Genomic DNA, 21,229 nt, shown 5'->3' on the forward strand with positions numbered 1-21,229 from the left:
CTTGCCCCCTCCCACATGTGCGACCTCGAATCCGCCTTAATACCCGGTCATCTCCAAATACCCCACGCCGCCCTCAAACCGCACCGGCCCTTCCCAATACGGAATCCCCAGGTTCATCCAGGCATTCGGGTTGACGGCCTCGGTGGTGATATCCAGCTGTTTGCGAGGAATTTTCAGCGACCAGCGCGTAGGCATGTTGCGCCCGTCAATGGCCGTGGTTTCCAGCGGGGCGAGTTGGATATCGGCGTTGTGCAAGGTCTCGGTACGTCCCTGGGCGTCGATCCAGGTGCCGGTGAGATAACCGCCGCCGTCCTTCTGCCGTACGCGAAACAGCATCAGTTGCGCGCCCCGGTCCAGGTGCAGGGAGAACCAGTCCCAACCGGTCTGGTTGGCGCTCAGGGGTTGGCTGCTCCATTCGCGGTCGAGCCAGGCCGGGCCGGTGACTTGATAGGTGTTTCCGTCGATGCTGACACTGCCGCTGGCAGTGAAGAACGGCTGGCTGTAGTAGTAAGACGCCTGGCCCTGATCGGATTTGCGGCTGTAGCCATTGTCGCCTTGCAACACCAATGGCCGACTGGAGGTGAGGCGCAGGTCGTAGGCAAAGTGCGCATCGCTGGCCTTGAGTTGCATATCCGCCAATGCACTGGCCGCGCCTGGGCGGCTGGCAAAGTTCCAATCGTCGATCCACGCAGTGAACGGCGCGGCCTGGGCACCGGCCTGGCCAACGCCGCCACGGGCCAGGCGTTCGGCGGCGTAATGGCGGTTGGCGGAGGTGACGGCGGCATGGCCGAGCCACACCGTCGAATCCTGCCAGCCCGCTTGGGTCGGGCCGGCTTTCAAAGCGTTGCGAAACAGCGTCCATTGCACGCCGAACACATTGCCGTCGGCGTCCTTGAGGTTGGCGGTGACGTACCACCACTCGATGCGAAAGCCGTCATGGGGGCCGTGGTCCTCGGGAAAGCTCAACACCTTGCCAGGCACCACCTGGGCAAAGTCCGCTGCATCGCTGCCCAGGCCTGCAAAGCTCTCCTGGGGTGCGGGGACTTTGTCACAGGCCGCCAGCAGCCATAACGCGCAGATCAACGCCTTAATCTTCATGGGCAAAGGTCCGAAGCAAATCCGCCGGGCGGCTGCGGTACAACTGCCACAGCGGCCAGGCCGATGCTAACAATGTGGCCAGCATCGCCAGCCCGAGTAATTGTGCGAGCTGCCACGGGAACACCTGCAACGGTAGCCGCCAGCCAAAGGCCTGCACGTTGATCACCGCGTCCAGGCACCACGCCAGCAGCAGCCCCAGCGGCAACGCCAGCATCAGCGTGAGCACCGCCAGCAGCCAGGTCTGGCCCAGGTTCAGCAGCATCAATTGCCGCCGTGTCACGCCCAGCGCCCACAGCGGTGCGAGTTGGCCGAGGCGGCTCTGGCTCTGAGTCAGCAGGCTGATGAACAGCGCCACGCCGGCCACGCCCAGGGTCAGGCTGTTGAGGGCGGCGGTCGCGGCGAAGGTGCGTTCGAACACCTGGCTCGACCAGCCCTTGAGTTGCTGTTGATCGACAATGCGGCTGTCGTCCAGGGCAAATTCGCGCTGCACGTCGCGCACCAGTGGCGCCACATCGGGCGGCGCGACGCGCAGGTTGAACCGCGCCGGCGAGAGGGTCGGCCAGTGCGCCAGCAAGTGCTTGGAATTGACCAGGATATGCCCCTTGGGATTACCGTAATCGGCGTAGATCCCCACCACCTTGGGTGACCAGGCACCGTGCGGCGTGGGGATATCGATCGAATCCCCGAGCCTGACTGAAAGCCTGCGCGCCAACTGCTCGCTGAGCATCAAAGTGTCGTCACCCAGCAGTTGATCCCAGGGTTCAGCGACAGCCTCCAACAACGGCCAATGCTGACGATAGGTCGGATCATCGACCACCCCGAACACATCCGCCGGCCAGCCCTGCACTTGCACCGCGACCTGCCAGGTCGGCAACACCCTCTGTACCCGCGGTTGGTGCGCCAGCCAGGTGCTGAGCTGATCCGCCTGGGCCGGGGTTTGTGGGTTGAGGTACAACTCGGCAGTCAGGCGTTGTTCCAGCCAATGATTGAAGGTGTGGCGAAAGCCTGACGTCATGGAGCCCGCGCCGATGTTCGCGGCCAGGGCCAGCAGCAACGCCATCAGTGCCAGGCTCAAGGCTGGCAATTGTTGGCGGCAATCGGCGAGAAACCATTGGCCCAGTACCGAACGACTGCGCCCCAGCACGGCCTTGAGCAGCCCGTTGAGCAGCACCGGCAAGCCCAAGGCAGCGCCGAGCAATAACGCCGCCATCAATACAAAACCAGACGCCAGGCTATCCCCCAGCCACAACGCCAACAGCGCGAGCAGCAACGCCGCTCCTGCGACCCAGCCCTGGCGCCGTAACCAACGGCCGTGGGCTTCGTGCCAGGCCTGGGCGTTGGCCAGCGCCAGCAACGGCAGGCGCGCCGCCCGCCACACGCTACTGGCGCCGGCAAGCAAGGCGCCCAACAGGCTCAAGCCGAGCCCCGCCAACCACCACCACGGGCTGAGGCTTAGCTGTCCCGGTACTTCGGCGCCATATAACCCCCTCAGGCTGGCAGCCACATCCGGCAGCAGCAGGCTGGCCAGCAGGTATCCGCTGGCAACGCCAAGCACACCGCCCAGCAGCGACAACGCGCCCAACTCCACCCCAAGCCCGAGGATCAACAAACGCGCACTGACCCCGCAGGCACGCAAGGTGCGCAGCAGTGCGCGTCGTTGTTCCAGAGCCAGGCCGATGGCCGCGTGCACGATAAACAGCCCCACCACAAAGGACAGGAAGCCCAGCGCATCAAGGTTCAGGTGAAAGCTTTCGGTAAGGCGCGCCAGGTTGTTGTCCTCGCCCTGCCTGAGTTGCAGCCCGGCGGGTGGCGCGGGATGTCCGGCGGCGAAGGTCTTGTCCACCAGCAGTCGCGATAGTTGCTCAGGCATCTCCAGCAGGGGTTGAGCAAAGCCGATATCGGTGAGCAACAGGCCGGGCGCCATGTCCGGCTGGGCGTGCAGGGGCGGCAGGCGTTGCCCGTTCTGCGCCAGGGGTTGCTGCCCTTCGAGCAGCCCCAGGGCCTGCAAGGTTTGCGGCGCGATCCAGGTCCGCCCCGGCGGCTCAAAGAAGGCAAGCATCTGCGCCTGGCTCAAGCGCTGCCCCGCGACCGCGCCGCTGCCGGGCAACGACAGCGGGTCAATGCCCATCAATTGCAGGCGCACGTCCTCATGCCCCTTGAGCTGCAAACGCCCCTGCACCACCGGCGACACCGGCCAACCGGCGCGGCGCAAGTGGGCAAACAGCGCTTGCGGAAAACTGGCCGCGTCCGGCGCACTGAGGCTGGCCTGGGGTTCGCCGCCGATCAACTGGCTGGCGCGGGCATAACTGTCGCGCGCCTGACTATTGAGGGCCTGCACGCCGGTCAAGAGTGCAGTGGCCAGCCACAAGCCGGTAAGCACGCTGAAGAACTGCACCGGATGGCGCCGCCAATGGCTGAGCAACGCCCGCAGCGTCCAATAAAACACCGCCATGTCAGCGCGCATCCGCCGGCAGGACCCGGCCGCGCTGCAACACCACCTGCTGGTCCAGCCGCGCCGCGATGCGTGGGCTGTGAGTGACCATCAACAGGCTGGTGGGGCTGTCACGCAACAGGTCCAGCAGCAATTGCAGCACCTCGTCACTGGTGGCTTCGTCGAGGTTGCCGGTGGGTTCGTCAGCCAACAGCAGGCCTGGCCGTGACGCCAGGGCCCGACCTACCGCGACCCGCTGTTGCTGGCCGCCCGAGAGCTGTTCCGGATAACGCTTGAGCAAATCGCCCAGGCCCAGGCGTTCGACCAACTGCGCCTGCCAGCGCGGATCAAAGCGCCCCGCCAGCCGGGCCTGAAACGCCAGGTTGTCGTCAACGCGCAAACTGCCGATGAGGTTGAACTGCTGGAACACCAGGCCGATTTCAGTGCGCCGCCAGTGGGCCAGTTGCGCCTCGCTCATCTGGTCGAGACGCTGCTCACCCACCTGGATACTGCCGCGATCCAGCCGATCAAGCCCCGCCACCAGGTGCAACAAGGTGCTCTTGCCGCTGCCCGACTCGCCCATCAACGCCAGGCTGCTGCGTGCAGCCAGGTGCAAATCCACGCCGGCCAATACCGCCAATGGGCCTTGAGGGGTCGCGTAGCTTTTGAAGACACCTTGCACCTGCAACATGGGAGCACTCGATTGATGGGCGGCCATCGAGAATAACGGCTGCGCCTTGGGGCCACGCAAATTTTTCACATGGATTTCACCGGTTGCCCACTCGCGTGTCTCTAAATTGCCGGCTATGCGTCACGCGTCGGCCACTTGATCAGTGGTCACGGCTGACAGTTTTTAACCGCCGCATGTTCAGCGAAAAGACAGCAGCCCTGTGACAGCCTCCTGCTTCACTGCGGCTATTCGCCAACAAGTTGCGCCTAATTAATACAACATTGCCAACAGTGTCCAAGGTGAATGAAGTGGTAGACATTACCCTGACCAAACCGCGCTCGCCCCGGGCTTTTTTCAAGCGCCTGCAACATCTGTGGCTTGGCATTGCCGTGATCACTGCGCTGCTCGCTTGCAGCCTGCTTTGGCCGGCTTCGCCACGGGACCTTGGCGTGGGCAATCGCCTGCTGACCTCCCAGGTCATGCCGCTGTGGCGCGACGGCGACGTGATCGTGTTGGTGCGTCATGAAGAGCGCTGCGACCGCTCGACCAACCCGTGCCTGGGGCCGGTCGAAGGCCTGACAATCAACGGCAGCCAACAGGCCGAAAAACTCGGCAACGCCTTTAAATCATTGGGCATGGAAGGCAGCGACGTGCTCGCCAGCCCGGCCATTCGTACCGCCCAGACCTTGCGCTTCATGTTCGGCAAAAACGAGCTGACCTCCGGACAGCAAGCCGTCTGCGGCGCAGCCATGGGTGAAGAATTGCTCAGCCACAAGCAGCCGGGGCGCAATCTGGTATTTGTGACGCACAGCGGCTGCATCGCCGACTTCGAAAAATCCCAGGGCTTCCCCCGCGCGGCATTCCCCGAGTATGGCAGCGCCCTGTTCGTGCAAGTGTTGCCGAACGGTAAATTCAAGACCCTGGGCATCATGAACAATCCGGACTGGTCGGCTGCGCTCAAACATCTCTGATGTGATTGCCTATGTTCAGCAAAAAGACAGCCCTGTTCTGGCATGTTTAGTTGCGCCTTTTAATTAAGCCCACCATGACTCTCTCCCGTTACTTAGTGACCGCTGTGACTGTTTGCACGATGACCCCATTACTTAAGAACCCTGGCTTTAAACGTCAAGGAGCGACGTTTTCATGACCCGTTTGAATCCCCTGTATCTGTTGTTGCTCTCCTTCGCCGCGTTCTATCTGTTGCCCCTGGGCCTGCACGGCCTGTGGATCCCGGATGAGACCCGCTACGCCCAGATCAGCCAGGAAATGCTGCAGTCCGGTAACTGGGTGGCGCCGCACTTCATGGGCGTGCGCTATTTCGAAAAACCCGCCGCCGGTTATTGGCTGATCGCGTTGGGCCAAGCCGTGTTCGGCCAGAACCTGTTCGGCGTACGCATCGCCTCAGCCCTGACCAGCGGCTTGAGCGTGATGCTGGCCTACCTGATCGCTCGCCGCCTGTGGAACGACCCGCGCAAAAGCGTCGCCTGTGCCCTGCTTTACCTGAGTTTTGGCCTGGTGGCCGGGCAAGCGGGATATTCCAACCTGGATCCGCAATTCACCCTCTGGGTCAACCTGAGCCTGGTGGCGCTGTGGTTTGCCCTCGACAGCAGCAACCCGCGTGGACGCCTGACGGCCTGGGCGGTGTTGGGATTTGCCTGTGCAATGGGCTTCATGACCAAGGGCTTCCTGGCGTGGGCGCTGCCCGTATTGATTGCCGTGCCCTATATGCTCTGGCAACGGCGCCTTGGCGAGCTGTTGCGTTATGGCCCGCTGGCCATAAGTGTGGCGGTGCTGGTGTGCCTGCCATGGGTCCTGGCGATCCATAGCCAGGAACCGGACTTCTGGCGCTTCTTTTTCTGGAATGAACACATTCGCCGCTTCAGCGCCGACAACGCGCAACACGTGCGGCCCTGGTGGTTCTTCCTGCCGATCATCGCCGTGTCGTGCCTGCCCTGGGCCGGCCTGCTTCCCAACACCCTGCGCCAGGCCTGGCAGCAAATACGCCAGCCTGCCGTCGGTTTCCTGACCTTGTGGCTGCTGCTGCCCCTGGGCTTTTTCAGCCTGAGCAACGGCAAGCTGCCGACCTATATCATGCCCTGCCTGTTGCCCCTGGCATTGCTGATGGGACACACCTTGAGTGACCTGCTGCGCAACGAACACCCACGCGCAATCAGGCTCAACGGCCTGCTCAACCTTGTGATCGGCATGGCGGCCATGGTCGGCCTGATCTACCTGCAAATCGCCCGGCCGCTGTACGGCAACAGCCTCGCCGAGATGTTCAGCTTGTCCCTGGCCTTCATCGTGTTGCTGGTGTGGATCCTCACCAACCTGCTGCAAGCCGTGCGCCCGCTCACGCTATGGGCGCTGCCGGCCATGGGCATCGGCGTACTGGTGATCCTGCTGCCGGCGAGCATGCCGGCGCAGATCGCCGATAACGAAATGCCCGACCAGTTCGTTCTGGAACACCTGGACGCGTTGCAACATACCCATGCCCTGCTGAGCAACGAACTGGGCAGCGCCAGCGCCCTCGCCTGGCGCCTGCAACGCGCCGATGTGACGCTGTATGGCACCGAGGGCGAACTGCGCTACGGCTTGCAGTTCGCGGATTCAGGCCAGCGTAAAGTCGAGCTGGATCAGGTACAGGCCTGGCTCGCCGAGGCGCGCCAACACGGCTCGGTGGGCGTGCTGATGCGGGTCGACAGCACCAGTGAAATGCGCGAGGCCGGGCAGTTGCCGCTGGGAGGAAGGCGTTATTCCAAGGGGTATTTACAGTTGATCCTATATCCGCAGTTGCCTGCTACAGGGGTAGACTCGCTGCATAAATAAAAGCCTCGTCCAGACTATTAGCGCCGTACGCCCGCATGAAACCTTGGGCATCAGTGAAACGATTGAACCGCCGCTGGCTGACCATGTAGAACTCATCGCAGTGAGCAACGATCTCATCAACATTATGCGATGAGACCAGTACGGCGACTCCTTCCTCGGCGGCGCCCTCCAGACACTTCCAAATATGATGACGAAACTCAGGATCAACACCCGCGGTAGGTTCATCCAAGATAACCAGGTCAGCGTTGGCGCTAAGAAGAGACAACGTAAAAAACCAGCGTTTTTCCCCATAACTGCACAGAGATGATTTTTTTGTCCATATTTCGCAATACCGCTCTGCTATCCCAGGACTCCACCTCTCAATTTTCTCCAGCGCATGTTGTTTATCAAGCTTACTGTCAGAGCAAAAAAGCATGGTCATCTTGAAAACATCAAACATACGAAATACAGGTGGCGTACTAATAATTTGCGACAAGTAAAGCAACTTTGAAAAAGACCGAACCACCTCACCTGCTTCTATTTTTTTCAAGCCACACACCACATCAAAGAACGTAGTCTTACCAGACCCGTTAGCACCTAACAATCCGCATATTGACCCAGCCTCAACGGTCAGCGTGGCATCTTCGAACAAAATTCTCCGCGCACACCTGACCTCAAGTGAATTCACAACAAGCCGTTTCATCAATAACGACTCCATACAGGATTAATAGTTAAAAACCGAAACACCAACCATAGAGAAACAAAAAACGAAGCACCAATAACCAACGCTATGAACCAGCACTCAGCGACACCTACCAACATAATATGGTTAGCCCACCACATAGGATTAAAAAAACTTACTCTTTCAAGAAAAGGGCTGGACGTCCCAATGCTGACGATTCCAAGCGCTAACATTGCAAGCGACACAATGGAAAAAACAGTGCTTGAATTTTGAAAACCTAAGGGGGCAAGGGTCAACAAGAGAGCCGGTATCGAAAATAATAGAAAACAGATATAAAATCGCCCAAGGATGCCAAAAAGCTCTTCCAGCTCGGGCACACCATTATAACTGCGAGTCAGCACATAAAAAACACAACAATAAACGAGCGATATTATAGAATAGGCTAAAAAATGCCCAAAAAGAAAAACAATTTTATTATCATTCGTATAGACAAAAGACCTCAAAAACCCACTTTCCCTTCGACCAACGATATAAAACGCCAATCCAAACAAGGCAACACTTGAAGCGACGAAGGAATAGAACCACGACGCACTGGACAAGTAGTCATTGGGCGCGTATTTATTCGCACCTCTCGAATAGGTTATTAAATAGTAAGTAACCGACGGAGACAACACGGACCAGAACAGAGCAACGGGTTCTTTTAATTGTTCTTTAACGAATAGTGACGCCAGCAACACAGGCTTAACGAATGAGTAGCGATTCATTACACACCTCAGGGAAACGGGACCATTCTATTCATACGGGAGACTAGCATCGAGGATGCGAACTCCTTGGAAAACTTATTGTATATATTACAGTTTTTTGAGTTATTCATATGAAGAAAGAGATCAGGCGAGACAAACTTACTAAACACACAACTGGCGCCCTTCAGCTTTTCAGCTCTAGTATAAAAATACCCCGAGATGCGCTGATTGTTCAGCGCAGACAAAAAACCCGATAACGTAAACGCTAACGATGAACCTTGCCTGCGCCCCTGCCCTACCACTTCGACATCACTGATCTCTTGATAGGTTTCATATGTATTACAGCTCATAAAATAACGCAAATAATAGTCTTCTATTTTGAGTTCATCAGAGCCAACACTTTTGAACAGGTCCATAAATCGATACGTCTGCCATAACTCAAGTAACGACTTTTCAACTGCAAACTCAAGGGCGGAAGAATAAGACATTCCAGCACAGTACTTCACGTGATGACCACTCTTACTCTGACCGTACACAACCAGCAAACACACCCCGGGAAACCTGACATCCGAGATATCAAAGAAAGTTATGTCCCCCGAAGTAGTTAGAGCATTATAAAGGTGGCGAACATTTCTTTTCAGCAGCAGCGCCCTCACTTGAAAATCAGAAATTCGTGACTGACACTTTCCTGTCAGCCAAAACCGCAGAAGAAATTGACGCTCAAGACATTCTTTTACCGCGCCTAGAAATGCGAACTCTGAACACCAATGAAAACTACACCCACATGTATCTCTCAGCGGATAAAAGAGGCTATCCTGCTCAAGACCATAGGAAGAAAGTGACATACATACAGTAGGAATAAAGCAAGGTGACAAATCCGAAATCCTAACCACCTCGCTTAGAGCGAACGGATAATTCTCAATCTCTGGATTGCAATCGCTTTTACATCCAGTCTGAAAAAATGCTTTCGCAAAACCTTTAACTTCATGCGTCCTTAACGACCCACCCAGACAGCCACGCTTATTTGAAACAACTTCTCTGTAAAAATGACGCCGCTCAAAATACTCACCTATGGCTGTTTTAATTGAATTCGATCCCCCTCCCACTCCCGACCCATTGACAGATTGAGCATCAGATATTTCCACGGAGTTAGGCAACTGGAGCACGCCAGCAGGCTGAAACAACATCATTCCGGGCACATCAGGATCGTTTATTGCATTAATTATTTTCACAATGCCCACCTATAAAATGAATGCACATTGGAAAGAACAAGGTTGGATTGAGCCCCAAAACTTTGCAGAGCATCGAATCCGTATACGCAGACCAAAGACGACATGCAAGGCCTAAAGACTTAGCTTGAAGCTCTACAAGCATATATATCGAGCCAACCTCCATCAACGCCATACGGTACCCGCGATACCGATACTTAAACAAATTTTTCGGCATATAAACCATATAAATTATAGCTATACTGGGATATCCAATATTATTTGAAGAGGATAGTAGCGCGGCCTTGAGTGCGTCGGCGTCGACCTCAATCTGCATGACCTCAAACTTTCTGGATCGTGGAAGTAAGTGAAGAATTTTTCCGGGGGCGGGCCATCCGGAATTTTCTTTCGTGAGTGAACAAAGGAAGACTTCAACAGGATAAAGTGCGCCTCCACTAGGATATCCTCTCTTGTAGGAACCCTCCCGAGGTGAGAGCAGTGGCAACACGAGTTCTTCAACAGCCGAAAAATCCAAAGACGTAGATGAAAAACGTTCACACGATTCATTTCGGTACAACCACCGTTCCTTGTGCTCTTCACGCAACGTTAACGTTACCGTCAAATCCATATCGGGATAAAGAATTAGCTCATTTCCAGTTAATTGCGCCAACTGCTCTTCGTCCAAAAAATGAAGACTCGTTTTCCCTTGAAACGCCTCATGAAATGTAAAATTAGCTTTGCTATGAAAATCAAGAACCTCATTGTAAACTGAAGTATCAATAAACCTGAGATAATAATCATGCGGAATATTCTTCATTTGTCCGCCCCTAGACAATCACACATGTACCAATGCGACGTAGACTCCTCAAAGATCTTGCCATCAATTAATTGAACATATGAATTGTACAAAATATTATCTTGGTATTTACGCTCACCATTACACTCAGTAAAATATTTAACTTTCCTGATAACTGCACCAATCACCAGCATTTCCTGGTAAAGACTTAGCGTCGCAGACGGAACACTCACATGTTTATTTTTACAAAACGCCAGAACGCTTGCCCATTTATTTTTAGCCGGCACTACAAACTCATTACAAATAAGTCTGTCGACGATACAGAAATGGCACGGACTTCCTAGATCTGCAATATAGGGCTGCCCTATGCTAAAAAAACCTCCCATTCGCCAACAAACACTGACAGCACTTTTCGGCGACGCGCGCGCAACATCAAAATAGATCTTTTTGAGCTGATCATAGTCATATGAATGGCACACGAACACAACAAAACATCTGACATCACTAACTGCCTTTACAATATCATCCGAGAACCCCTTAAACTCTGCGCATCCGGATAATTCTTCTCCAAACAAACTCTCTATATCCGCTTGCCCCTCCCAGTCATGAACAATGATCGTCTTTTCAAAATATATCTCATCCGCACTTTTAAATGGAATTATTCGTTCCAAAAACTCAAAAGCATCACTTTCGTGCAAGCCCTTTTCTGAAAGCATCCTATACAATTCATTTTTGCTGATTACGTTAGAAAATCTAAGCTGCCTGAGCACTTCCAGCAGGGGTTGCGAATGTACTTTTGAGATGCCCACGTCTGACACCACGAGGCTTTCTACATCAAAGTTCAAAATCTCGTAATTAGGTATGATCATATTCATTGAATCTCTCCTCGCAGAGGTTTCCCGGCGTGACCCAGAAAACCTCATTAGGTGAGTTAGGACTGAACTCATTCATCCGTAACTGGTTGCTCCGCTATTCCGTTATGACCACCGCTCCCGCCATTACATCCCCCGCCGCCGCCACATCCACCGCTGCCGCCACACCCCCCCTGGCTTCCAGATGCACCCGCGTTACCTGCGTATGGGTTGAACCCATACTCGTGGTCAAAGCTGAAGATAAGTTCGCCGAATTCTTCATTTTTCATTTCATCTCTCCTTTCACAAAAGTTGTACTCAGCCACTTCCCGAAGTGACAAAAACAATCTAGTACACGCTTGGAAAAAACCCCAAAAAAATAAAATATTCCACGTAGGAAAATTAACCAACGCATTTAGGAAATTTCCCTCGCTAATTTCAGAAGTTAAATACTTGCGAGCAACATCAACCTCCAACCAACCAAGAATGGAAAGATGTGAACACTTATAGAATTAAGAACTTACGAACCGTAGATTCGCACTAAAAATCTTTCCTGATCCCGAGGAAGTTTTCAAGACTCAGAGTCTTTACCGAGAAAACCAACAAAAACATCCGACAAACGGCATGTATTTTCTTATAAGTCGTCCATACCAGTCCCTAACGCCTGGCTCGCTCATGCTTTATCGTTGAAAAAGGTACTCGAAGGATGATTTACAACCCCGTAGCGGATAAATCAGGAGTGGATTAAAAACGGGCGATCATTGCGGGAGTTGGCAAGCCCACATTGATTGCCTTTCATATTCAAATCCGCCGCCGCCGATCAAGCTGCGGAATCGCCGTCTGCGCCACCTCCACCCGCTGCACCTGCGCCATGGTCCTGGCGGCCAGTTGCGCCAGCGTCGGCTGGCTGAACAAGCTGCGCGCATCCACCTCCAGCCCGGCCTTGCGCAGGCGCGCTACCAGGTTCACCGCCAACAGGGAGTGCCCGCCCAGTTCGAAGAAGTGGTCGTGGCGCCCTACCCGTTCCAGCTTGAGCACCTGCGCCCAGATCCCGGCCATCAGGGTTTCCACTTCGCCCTGGGGCGCTTCATAGGCGCGGCTGAGCACCGCCTCCAGGCCCGGTTCCGGCAGGGCTTTGCGGTCGAGTTTGCCGGCGGGGTTGAGGGGTAATTCATCCAGGGCTACGAAGGCCGCCGGCACCATGTATTCCGGCAACTGCGCCAGCACATGGGCACGCAGATCTTCCAGGCTCGGCGACGCCACGCGCACGGTGAAGTAGGCGACCAGTCGCTCATCGCGAATCAGCACCGCCACCTCACGCAACGCTGGATGCGCCAGCAGGCAGGATTCGATTTCCCCCAGTTCCAGACGCACGCCGCGCAGTTTGACCTGGAAGTCGTTACGTCCGAGGAATTCCAGGTTGCCGTCCGGCAGGTAGCGCACCAGGTCGCCGGTGCGGTACAGCCGATCCCCCGGCACAAACGGGCTGTCGATAAAGCGCTCGGCCGTCAGCTGCTCCAACCCCAGATACCCACGGGCCACGCCGACGCCGCCGATATGCAACTGGCCACTGACGCCCATGGGCACCGGCGCGTCGTGTTCGTCCAGCACATACAGGCGCGTGTTGCTGATCGCCCGGCCAATCGGCAGTTGCAAAGCAGGCACCGCTGCGCCCGGTTCCAGGGTCCAGGCGCTGCTGTCCACCGTGGCTTCGGTGGGGCCGTAGACGTTATGCAGGCGCACCTTGGGCAAGCGCGCCTGCACGCCACGGGCCAGGGCTTCGGTGAGTTCGCCGCCGCCGCACAGCACATCGGTGAGGCTGGTGCACAGGGCGGACTCTTCCAGTTCAAGGAACTGCTGCAACATCGCCGGTACGAATTTGATCACAGTGATCTGTTGCTCACGAATCACTTGCGCCAGGTAAGCCGGCTCGCGATGACCATCAGGCCGCGCCAGGACCAGGCGCATGCCATTGGCCAGCGGCCAGAACAACTCCCAGACCGAGCCGTCGAAGCTGAACGGCGCCCGTTGCAACAGCGCACCGCCCTCGGCATTGGGGCACAACTGCGAGCCCCAGTGCATCAGGTTGCCCAGGCCGCGATGTTCGATCATCACGCCCTTGGGCGTGCCGGTGGAGCCGGAGGTGTACATCACGTAGGCCAGGTTGGCGACGCTCAACCCTGGCACCGAGGGGTTGCCGTCCGGCGCGTGGCTCCAGGCGCAGTGGTCAAAATCGATCACCGGGATGGCGACTTCACCGGGCAAGTCGCGGGTGGCCGCGTGCACCAGCAACGCCACCGGTTGGCTGTCCTGAAGCATGTAGGCCAGGCGTTCGCGGGGGTAGCCGGGGTCCAGCGGCACATAGGCGCCGCCAGCCTTGAGGATCGCGAGCAACCCCACCACCAGGTCCAGGCCGCGCTCGACGCACAGCGCCACGCGCGAATCCGGCTGCACACCACGCTCGCGCAGGTGGAAGGCCAGGCGGTTGGCGCGCTCGTTGAGTTCGCGATAAGTCAGTTGCAGGTCGCCGGCCTGCACCGCCACCGCGTGTGGAATGTGCCGGGCATGGGCTTCGAACAGGGCCTGGACGGTGAGGGTTTCGGGGTAGTCGGTGGCGGTGGCGTTGAAGTCCAGCAGCAATGTCTGCACTTCGCGGGCGGGCAGCACCTGCACGTCACGCAAAGGCGCTTGCGGCGTGTGTTCCAGTGCCTCGGCCAGGTTGATCAGCGTGGTTTCCAGGTAGTCCAGGGTACGTTCGGCGCCAACCGTGCGCGGGGCCTTGGCCTTGAGGTTAAAACCGCCGGCGGTATCGTCCACGCTGAGCATCAGCGGGTAGCTGAGGATGTCGTCGGCACTGACCAGGGCTATGCCCGGCACCAGCACGAGGTCGCGCTCGGCATCGGTATGCCGGTAATTGAGCAGGCTGTTGAACAGCGGCGCCGCGCCGCTGCAACGCTGGGCCAAGGCCAGCGACGCTTGCTCATGGGCGAGCAAGGCGCTGAGTTGGTGATGGGTGTCACGCAACGCATCCGCGACGTTTTGCCCGGCCAGGTGCAGGCGCAACGGCAAGGTGTTGATGAACATGCCCAAGGCGCGATCGGCGCCCTCGCCCGCCTGCAAACGGCCGAGCAACACGGTGCCGAACACCCCGTCATCGCGGCCCGCCACGCGGCTGAGCACCTGGGCCCAGGCCAAGTGGAACAGGCTGGCGGCGCTGACGCCCAAACCACGGGCCTGGGCACGCAAGCGCAGGTTGAGGTCGTCACTCAATGCACGCTGCGCTTCTTCGGTATCCGTCCGATTGGCCTGGCGCGCCTGCACGCCGAAGGCAAAGGTGGGCTCATCCACATCGCCCAGTTGCGCACGAAAAAACGCCTCATGGGCAGCCTGGCGCGCCGGTGAACGGGACTGCGCCACCACATTGCGATACGGCACCTGCGCCGGCAATTGCGCCTGTCGGCCGAGCAGGTGGGCGCGGATTTCCTGCATCAGGATCGTGGTGGACGTCGCATCGTTCACCAAGTGATGAAAGCGCAGCCGGGCCACCCAACCCGTGGGCGCTTCGGCATAGTCCAGCGCCATCAACGGTGCCTGGCGCAAGTCCAACGGGCTGTCACCCTCACACCAAGGTTCAACGCGCAGGCGCGCCGCACGCCACACCACTTGCATCGGCTGCTCCAGGGCATCCCACGCCAGGCTGGTGCGCAGGATGTCGTGGCGGTCGATTATCTGTTGCAGGGCCTGGGCAAAGGCATCCAGTTGGTCGCGCCGCTCAAAACTGAACTGCGCCTGTTGCTGGTACGGGTCGTGCTCGTCGGTGAGGTGGTGGTAGAGCAAGCCTTCCTGTAACGGCGCCAGGGGGTAGATTTCCTGCACGTTGGCCGCACCGCCGGGAATACCGGCGACGATGCGACCAATGCTGGCTTGATCCAGCTCGGCCAGCGCCAGCAACTCCGGGGTGATATGGCGACAGTCAGCGGGGACGCGATTGGCCGGCACCTCCACGTCGCGGCCTTCACTCACCGCCGCCAGAGCCGCCAACGTCGGCTGGCCGAACAACACCTGCACATCGGCGCGCAACCCGGCCTGGCGCATGCGCTGTACCAATTGCACGGCGAGCAACGAGTGCCCGCCCAGTTCAAAGAAATGGTCGTGACGGCCCACTTGCTGCACCTGCAACAGCTCGGCCCAGAGCTGGGCGAGGACGGTTTCCACACCGGCTCGCGGCGCTTCGAACCGGCGAGTGACGAACGCCGCCTGGGTCGGTGCCGGCAATGCCTTGCGGTCGAGTTTGCCGTTGGCGGTCAGGGGCCACGCGTCCAGGGGCATGTAGGCCGCTGGCAGCATGTAGTCCGGCAATGAGGCTTGCAGATGGGCGCGCAGGGTTTCGATATCCACGGGCTGGCGTGGGATAAACCAGGCGAGCAATTGCCCGTCGCGAGACTGCACCACGGCTTCCTGGACATCCGCGTAGGTGGCCAGGGCCGATTCGATTTCCCCCAGCTCGATGCGCATGCCGCGGATTTTCACCTGGTCGTCATTGCGGCCCAGGTATTCAAGGTTGCCGTCGGGCAACCAGCGTGCGAGGTCGCCGGTGCGGTACATCCGGCCTGGCGCAAACGGGTTGTCGAGAAAACGTTCGGCGCTCAGTTCCGGGCGATTCAGGTAGCCGCGCGCCACGCCTTTACCACCGACGTACAACTCCCCCGTCACACCGATGGGCACCGGGCGCTGCCGCTCATCCAGCAGGTAGATCGCCGCGTTGGCGACCGGCGCACCGATATGCAACGGCTGGCCTGCCACGACGCGGCCAAAGGTGGCAACCACGGTGGCCTCGGTGGGACCGTAGTTGTTGATCACCTCGAAAGTCTGCGCACGCAAGAAGCTGCGCAGGCGGTCACCGCCGATCAGCAAGGTGCGCAGGGTCGGGTGCTCCAGACGCTGGCTGAAGGCGTATTCGGCCACCGGCGTCGGCAGGAAGCACACGTCCAACGGCTGCGCACGCCACCAACCGAGCAGCGCGTCAATGTCCTCCGCGCCGTCATGGGCCGGTGGCAGGTGCAAGGTGGCGCCCACGCACAACGCCGGCCAGACTTCCCAGGCCATCGCGTCAAAACCAAAGCCTGCGACGCTGGCGGTGTGGCTGCCCGCGTGCAGGTTGAACGCCTGGCAGTGCCAGTCCACCAGGTTGCAGACGCTGTGGTGCTCGACCATCACGCCTTTGGGCAAACCGGTGGAGCCGGAGGTGTAGATCACGTAGGCGAGGTTCGACGGCTTGACGGCCACATGCGGATTGGCGCCGAACTGGCGCGTCAGTCGGTCCAGCTCAATCAACGGCACCGCCTGGGCAGGCAGGCGCTGCAGCAAATCATGCTGGGTGAGCACCACCACCGGCGCGCTGTCTTGCAGCAGATAGCTCAAGCGCTCGACGGGATGGGCCGGGTCGACCGGCACGTAGCAGGCGCCGGCCTTGAGAATCCCCAGCAGGCCCACCAGCGTGTCCAGACCGCGCCGGGCCAGGACGGCCACACGGTCATCGGGTTGCACGCCCAGCTCAATCAGTTGATGGGCCAGGCCATTGGCTTTTTGGTTGAGTTGGGCATAGGTCAACGGGTGGCCCTGGTAGATCGCGGCCACAGCGTCCGGCGTGCGCACGGCCTGGGCTTCGATGCGGGCGTGCAGGGTGTGTGGCTGCGCGTGCGCTTGTTCGGTGGCGTTCCATTGGTGCAGTAGGGCCTGTTCGGCGGGCGTGACCATGGAGAACGCGCCGACTGGCAACTCGGTGTTATCCAGCCCCTGCTCCAGCAACCAGGTAAAGCGCTGGGTCAAGGCGAACACCTCGTCGTGCTGGAAGTACGCTTCGTTGTAGACGCAATGCAGACTTGCGGTGTCCTGGTGGCGGTTGCTGCGCAGGTGGAAGGCGATCGGCAGCGCTTCATGGTGGTTGGACACCTTGATCGCCCGGGCCTGGGTGGCGCCGTAGCGCAGTTCATGGGCGTCCTGCTCGAACGACACCGACAAGTCGAACAGTTGGGCGCGATCCGCACGGTGCAGGCCCAGCTCGCGGTTCATCTCGCTCAACGGGAAACGCTGGTGACGGAAATCCTGCTTGAGCTGGTCGCGCACGCCGCGCACCAAGGCACCGAACGGCAGGTGTTCATCGAACTGCAAACGCACTGCGCTGACCTGGGCAAACAAGCCCACGGTGGCGCGAAAACGTGCGTTGGAACGGTTCAGAATCGGCAGCCCTACCACCCACTCCGGGCGCTGGGCGGTGCGGCTGAAATACACATACATCGCCGCCAGCAGCACATGGAACGCCGACGCCTGGTAACGGCTGGCCACCTGTTCCATGCGCTTGAGCAGCACGATGGGAAAGGGTTGCGCCAGGGTGTTGCTGGTTGTCTGGGCGACGTACCTCGACGGGAACAAAGGCTCCGGCAGCACCTGGTATTTATCCAGCCAGTAGGCGCGGTCGCGGGCGAAGCGCGCTGAGTCGCGGTAGCGCTGGTCGGCGTCGATAAAGTCGATATAGGACGGTGCCAGTGGCTCGAGTGGGTAGCCTTGTTCAAGAGCGGTATACAGGTGCGCCAACGATTGCAGCATCTGCCCAAACCCCCAGCCGTCGAGGATCACATGATGGGCCTGGGTACCGAGCCGGTAGTGGTTGTCGGCGAGCTTGACCAGGAAAAAATGGAACAGTGGCGCGCCTCCCGCTGATACGGCCGTGCCATGTGCGCCTGCATCAGGGCCTGGCTCGCTGCATGCGGGTCGGGCAGTGCGCAGAAATCGTGCTGTGCCACTTCGGTCACCAACGCAGGGGCGAAGGTTTGTCGAGGCAGGCCGTGGTCATCATTGTGCAGTTGAGTGCGTAGCGCGTCGTGCCGGGCCACCAATTGCTCGACGGCGCGCTGGATCAATTCAGGCACCACCGCACCTTCGAAGTCGACATAACCGCCGATGTTGTAGAGCGGTGAATCGCCCATCCGCAGTTGATCAAGCCAGATGTCCTGTTGGGCCGAGGTGAGGGGAAAGCTGGCCGGAAGGTTGGGAAATTGCTGCATAAGATCCTTCTCATGGGTGTCAGGCACTGGCCGCGCAGGGAGCCCCATTACGGCGAAATTGCCGGATTTGAGCATGGGGGTCGGGGGCTGTCTGTCACCCGAAACCCGGACATTCAAATGGATGGATCCGGGTTGGCTGAAGGTTCACTGCTGAAACGATTAAAGAGTTGTAGGACATCGACTACATCTGGTCGCTGCTGGCTTTTTATAACTGCAATTTAAAAAATCTATTTTCTATATAAATCATAATCTTAAGTAGTTAATGGATTTACGCTGCGTTTTTCTTGACTGGAAACAGCTCTCAGAAACGTCGAATTAATGACGTGGTTTTTATGGCAGCTTGTGTCCCTCGTTTCCGCTACATACGTAGGACAAATCCCCTGGCTAAATAAAATCTCGAGTGCCGACTCTCGTTCATGAGGAACGGATCGCCCCCCAGAGGCCCAGGGAGTTCGTTGACGGTTATCGACATCAAGGATGAGATGGTTATGAGTTTGAAGCGCAGCATGGGTAACACACAGAGCCCGAATTTCTACGCTGAAATGGGTGAATTGATTGCACACAGCGGCCATGAGGCGTTTGCCGACCATATGCTGCATCTGGTCAGCAAATGGATACCGATCCACCTGGTGGACCTCAGTGAATGGACCCTCGACGAGCTGCGCGACCGCGTGCTCGATATCAAGCTCCTTGGCAGCGCTGGCCAGAAGCAGGACTTGCCTGCGCCGCTGGCCGTACGCCCGTTGGACGACCACCCGCTGCTCCAGCAAATGCTCAGCATGCAGGACCCCTTGCTGATCCAGATGAGCGCCAAACCAAACAGTGCCCACCCTCGCGGCACCTCGCACCAGTGCAACCTGGTGTCGCGCCAGGGCAACCGGCGCTGTGTGATTTCGTTCTACCGGCCGCCGAGCGAGCGCGGGTTTTCCCTGGCCCAATTGTCGTTTCTCAAGTGCCTGTCCGACACCCTGCTGCCGCTGATCGAACGCCACGCCCACGTGCTGCGCCAGGCACCGCAGGCCCAGGCCGAGCCGAGCTATACGCTGCTTGAGCAATCGCAATTGCAACGCGAGTTCTACAAGCGCCTGTCCCTTGGAGACATCACCCTGTCGGCCCGTGAGCAGGAAGTGTGCCTCGGCCTGTTGACCGGCGGCACCGTGCCACAAATGGCGGAAAAGCTCAGCGTGAAAAACAGCTCCATCGAGACCTACCTCAAGCGCGCCGCCGCCAAGCTGGGTGTGAGTGGCCGGCATGGGTTGGCGAAGTGGATGGTGGGCGCTTGATGAGAACACTCACCCTCGCCGGCATGGCCTTCGTGCTCGGTGGCTGCTCGCTGATCCCTGAGTACCAGCGGCCCGAGGCGCCGACGCCAGAACAGTATCCGCAGGCGGGCGTGTATGCGCTGGCACAGGCCGCACGCTGGCGCCCTCCTCGGACTGGCAGCAGCTGTTCCATGACCCGGCGCTGCAACAGCTGATCCGCGAAGCGTTGCTCAACAACCGTGATCTGCGGGTGGCCGCGTTGAACGTCGAGGCCTTCCAGGCACAGTACCGTATCCAGCGTGCCGACCTGTTCCCCGCGATATCCGCCACCGGTGCCGGTTCCCGCCAGCGTGTGCCTGGGGAGGTGAATGGCACCGGTAAGCCGGCGATCACGTCCACCTATTCCGCCACCCTCGGCATCAGCGCCTATGAGCTGGATTTTTTCGGCCGCGTGCGCAGCCTCAGCGAGCAGGCAATGCTCACCTACCTGGGCACCGAAGAAGCGCGGCGCAGCGCGCAATTGAGCCTGGTGGCCAACGTCGCCAATGCGTACCTCTCCTGGCGCGCCGACCAGGAACTGTTGGCCCTGGCCCGGCAAACCCTGACGGCCAACGACCACAGCCTGCACCTGACCAGCCGTAGTAAAACCGCCGGTAAAGCGTCGGCCCTGGACGTGGTGCAAGCGCGCACCAGCGTCGAAAGCACCCGCGCCAGCGTGGCCCGGTACGAGCGCCAGGTTGCGCAAGACCTCAATAACCTGGCGCTGCTGGTGGGTGGCCCGGTGGATCAAGCGTTGCCATCCCGTCCACTGGCGGATGACCTGGTGGCCCGCGTGCCCGCCGGGTTGCCCTCGGATCTGCTGCAACGCCGCCCGGACATCCTCCAGGCCGAGTACCAACTGCGCGCCGCCAATGCCAATATCGGCGCCGCCCGCGCCGCGTTCTTCCCGTCGGTGAGCCTCACCGCCAACGCCGGCAGCACCAGCACCGAACTGTCGGGGCTGTTCAAGGACGGCTCTGGCAGCTGGACGTTCCAGCCGCAAATCAACCTGCCGATCTTCAACGCCGGCAGCCTGCGCGCCAGCCTCGACTACGCCAAACTGCAAAAAGACATCACGGTGGCGCAGTACGAAAAATCCATCCAGACCGCCTTCCAGGAAGTCGCCGACGGCTTGGCGGCCCGGCAGACCTTTACCGACCAGCTCAATGCACAGCGCGATTTCGTCGCCGCCAACCAGGCGTATTACGATTTGGCCCAACACCGCTATCGCAGCGGCGTGGACAGCAACCTGACCTTCCTCGACGCCCAGCGCTCGCTGTTCAGCGCGCAACAGGCACTGATCGTGGATCGGCTGGCACAGTTGGTGGCGGAGGTGAACCTGTACACCGCGCTGGGTGGGGCGTGGGGGGATGGGGCAGTGCTGACGACGCAGCGCTAGAGCATGTTCTCTGGGCAATATCTTGTGGCGAGCTACCTTTTTGTAGTGAGCGGGCTTGCCCCGCGCTGGGGCGCGAAGCGTCCCCATTACTCAACAACCCCGCTCACCCGAGACCTTGTGACGAATGGTATTGGGGCTGCTGCGCAGCCCAGCGCGGGCAAGCCCGCTCACCACAACAAGC

General features: G+C 58.8%; 12 protein-coding genes and 2 pseudogenes. 5 read left to right on the plus strand and 9 right to left on the minus strand.

The genetic code is table 11. The features are described 5' to 3' along the window. Positions 1–36: 36 nt before the first annotated feature. Genes IQK56_RS25285 through IQK56_RS25295 form a run of 3 tightly spaced genes read right to left on the minus strand, consistent with a single transcriptional unit; the run spans position 37 to position 4,220 of the window. Complete coding sequence (locus tag IQK56_RS25285; RefSeq protein WP_193862461.1) at positions 37–1,098, minus strand: lipocalin-like domain-containing protein; 1,062 nt, start codon at positions 1,096–1,098, stop codon at positions 37–39. Continuing rightward, positions 1,088–3,550, minus strand: a complete 2,463-nt coding sequence (locus tag IQK56_RS25290) for an ABC transporter permease (protein WP_193862460.1) — start codon at positions 3,548–3,550, stop codon at positions 1,088–1,090. Before IQK56_RS25290 ends, IQK56_RS25285 begins: the two co-directional genes overlap by 11 nt. Before the next feature lies 1 nt (position 3,551). After that, the gene (locus IQK56_RS25295; protein ID WP_122305780.1) at positions 3,552–4,220 is read right to left on the minus strand and encodes an ABC transporter ATP-binding protein; all 669 of its coding nucleotides are present in this window, start codon (positions 4,218–4,220) and stop codon (positions 3,552–3,554) included. Between the two features lie 269 nt (positions 4,221–4,489). On the opposite strand from IQK56_RS25295, the gene pmrG reads away from it, so the two are divergent. Both pmrG and arnT read left to right on the plus strand, forming a co-directional pair. Then, a complete protein-coding gene (gene pmrG / locus IQK56_RS25300) occupies positions 4,490–5,170 on the plus strand; it encodes a lipopolysaccharide core heptose(II)-phosphate phosphatase PmrG (RefSeq protein ID WP_122305781.1) in 681 nt (226 codons plus the stop codon). A 172-nt stretch (positions 5,171–5,342) separates the two neighbouring features. Then, entirely contained in the window at positions 5,343–7,025 is a 1,683-nt protein-coding gene (gene arnT, locus IQK56_RS25305) for a lipid IV(A) 4-amino-4-deoxy-L-arabinosyltransferase (protein ID WP_193862459.1), read from the plus strand. On the opposite strand, the gene IQK56_RS25310 is transcribed toward arnT, so the two are convergent. From IQK56_RS25310 to IQK56_RS25330, 5 genes are read right to left on the minus strand one after another with little or no spacing between them, the layout of a single operon-like run. Next, positions 6,997–7,707, minus strand: coding sequence for an AAA family ATPase (locus IQK56_RS25310; RefSeq protein WP_122305783.1), 711 nt, complete (start codon positions 7,705–7,707; stop codon positions 6,997–6,999). The genes arnT and IQK56_RS25310 overlap by 29 nt on opposite strands. Next, positions 7,707–8,450 (minus strand): ABC transporter permease, encoded by a 744-nt coding sequence (locus IQK56_RS25315; RefSeq protein ID WP_193862458.1) that lies wholly within the window; start codon positions 8,448–8,450, stop codon positions 7,707–7,709. Before IQK56_RS25315 ends, IQK56_RS25310 begins: the two co-directional genes overlap by 1 nt. A gap of 8 nt (positions 8,451–8,458) precedes the next feature. Next, on the minus strand, positions 8,459–9,661 hold the full coding sequence (locus tag IQK56_RS25320; RefSeq protein ID WP_341869545.1) for a YcaO-like family protein: 1,203 nt from the start codon (positions 9,659–9,661) through the stop codon (positions 8,459–8,461). After that, the gene (locus IQK56_RS25325) at positions 9,648–10,454 is read right to left on the minus strand and encodes a SagB/ThcOx family dehydrogenase (RefSeq protein WP_193862457.1); all 807 of its coding nucleotides are present in this window, start codon (positions 10,452–10,454) and stop codon (positions 9,648–9,650) included. Before IQK56_RS25325 ends, IQK56_RS25320 begins: the two co-directional genes overlap by 14 nt. Continuing rightward, on the minus strand, positions 10,451–11,308 hold the full coding sequence (locus IQK56_RS25330) for an McbB family protein (protein ID WP_193862456.1): 858 nt from the start codon (positions 11,306–11,308) through the stop codon (positions 10,451–10,453). Before IQK56_RS25330 ends, IQK56_RS25325 begins: the two co-directional genes overlap by 4 nt. A gap of 29 nt (positions 11,309–11,337) precedes the next feature. On the opposite strand from IQK56_RS25330, the gene IQK56_RS25335 reads away from it, so the two are divergent. Then, complete coding sequence (locus tag IQK56_RS25335) at positions 11,338–11,622, plus strand: hypothetical protein (protein ID WP_193862455.1); 285 nt, start codon at positions 11,338–11,340, stop codon at positions 11,620–11,622. Between the two features lie 463 nt (positions 11,623–12,085). Here the strand turns inward: IQK56_RS25335 and IQK56_RS25340 are convergent. Beyond that, positions 12,086–18,348 (minus strand): annotated as a pseudogene (locus tag IQK56_RS25340) (amino acid adenylation domain-containing protein). 488 nt (positions 18,349–18,836) lie between these two features. Between IQK56_RS25340 and IQK56_RS25345 the strand changes: the two are divergent. Together IQK56_RS25345 and adeC are read left to right on the plus strand one after the other, a co-directional pair. Next, on the plus strand, positions 18,837–19,631 hold the full coding sequence (locus tag IQK56_RS25345; protein ID WP_122305787.1) for a helix-turn-helix transcriptional regulator: 795 nt from the start codon (positions 18,837–18,839) through the stop codon (positions 19,629–19,631). Then, positions 19,631–21,048 (plus strand): annotated as a pseudogene (gene adeC, locus IQK56_RS25350) (AdeC/AdeK/OprM family multidrug efflux complex outer membrane factor). The gene IQK56_RS25345 and the pseudogene adeC overlap by 1 nt, the downstream one beginning before the upstream one ends. Positions 21,049–21,229: the final 181 nt, after the last annotated feature.

The sequence above is a fragment of the Pseudomonas cyclaminis genome (genome assembly GCF_015163715.1).
In the GTDB taxonomy this organism is placed as follows: domain Bacteria; phylum Pseudomonadota; class Gammaproteobacteria; order Pseudomonadales; family Pseudomonadaceae; genus Aquipseudomonas; species Aquipseudomonas cyclaminis.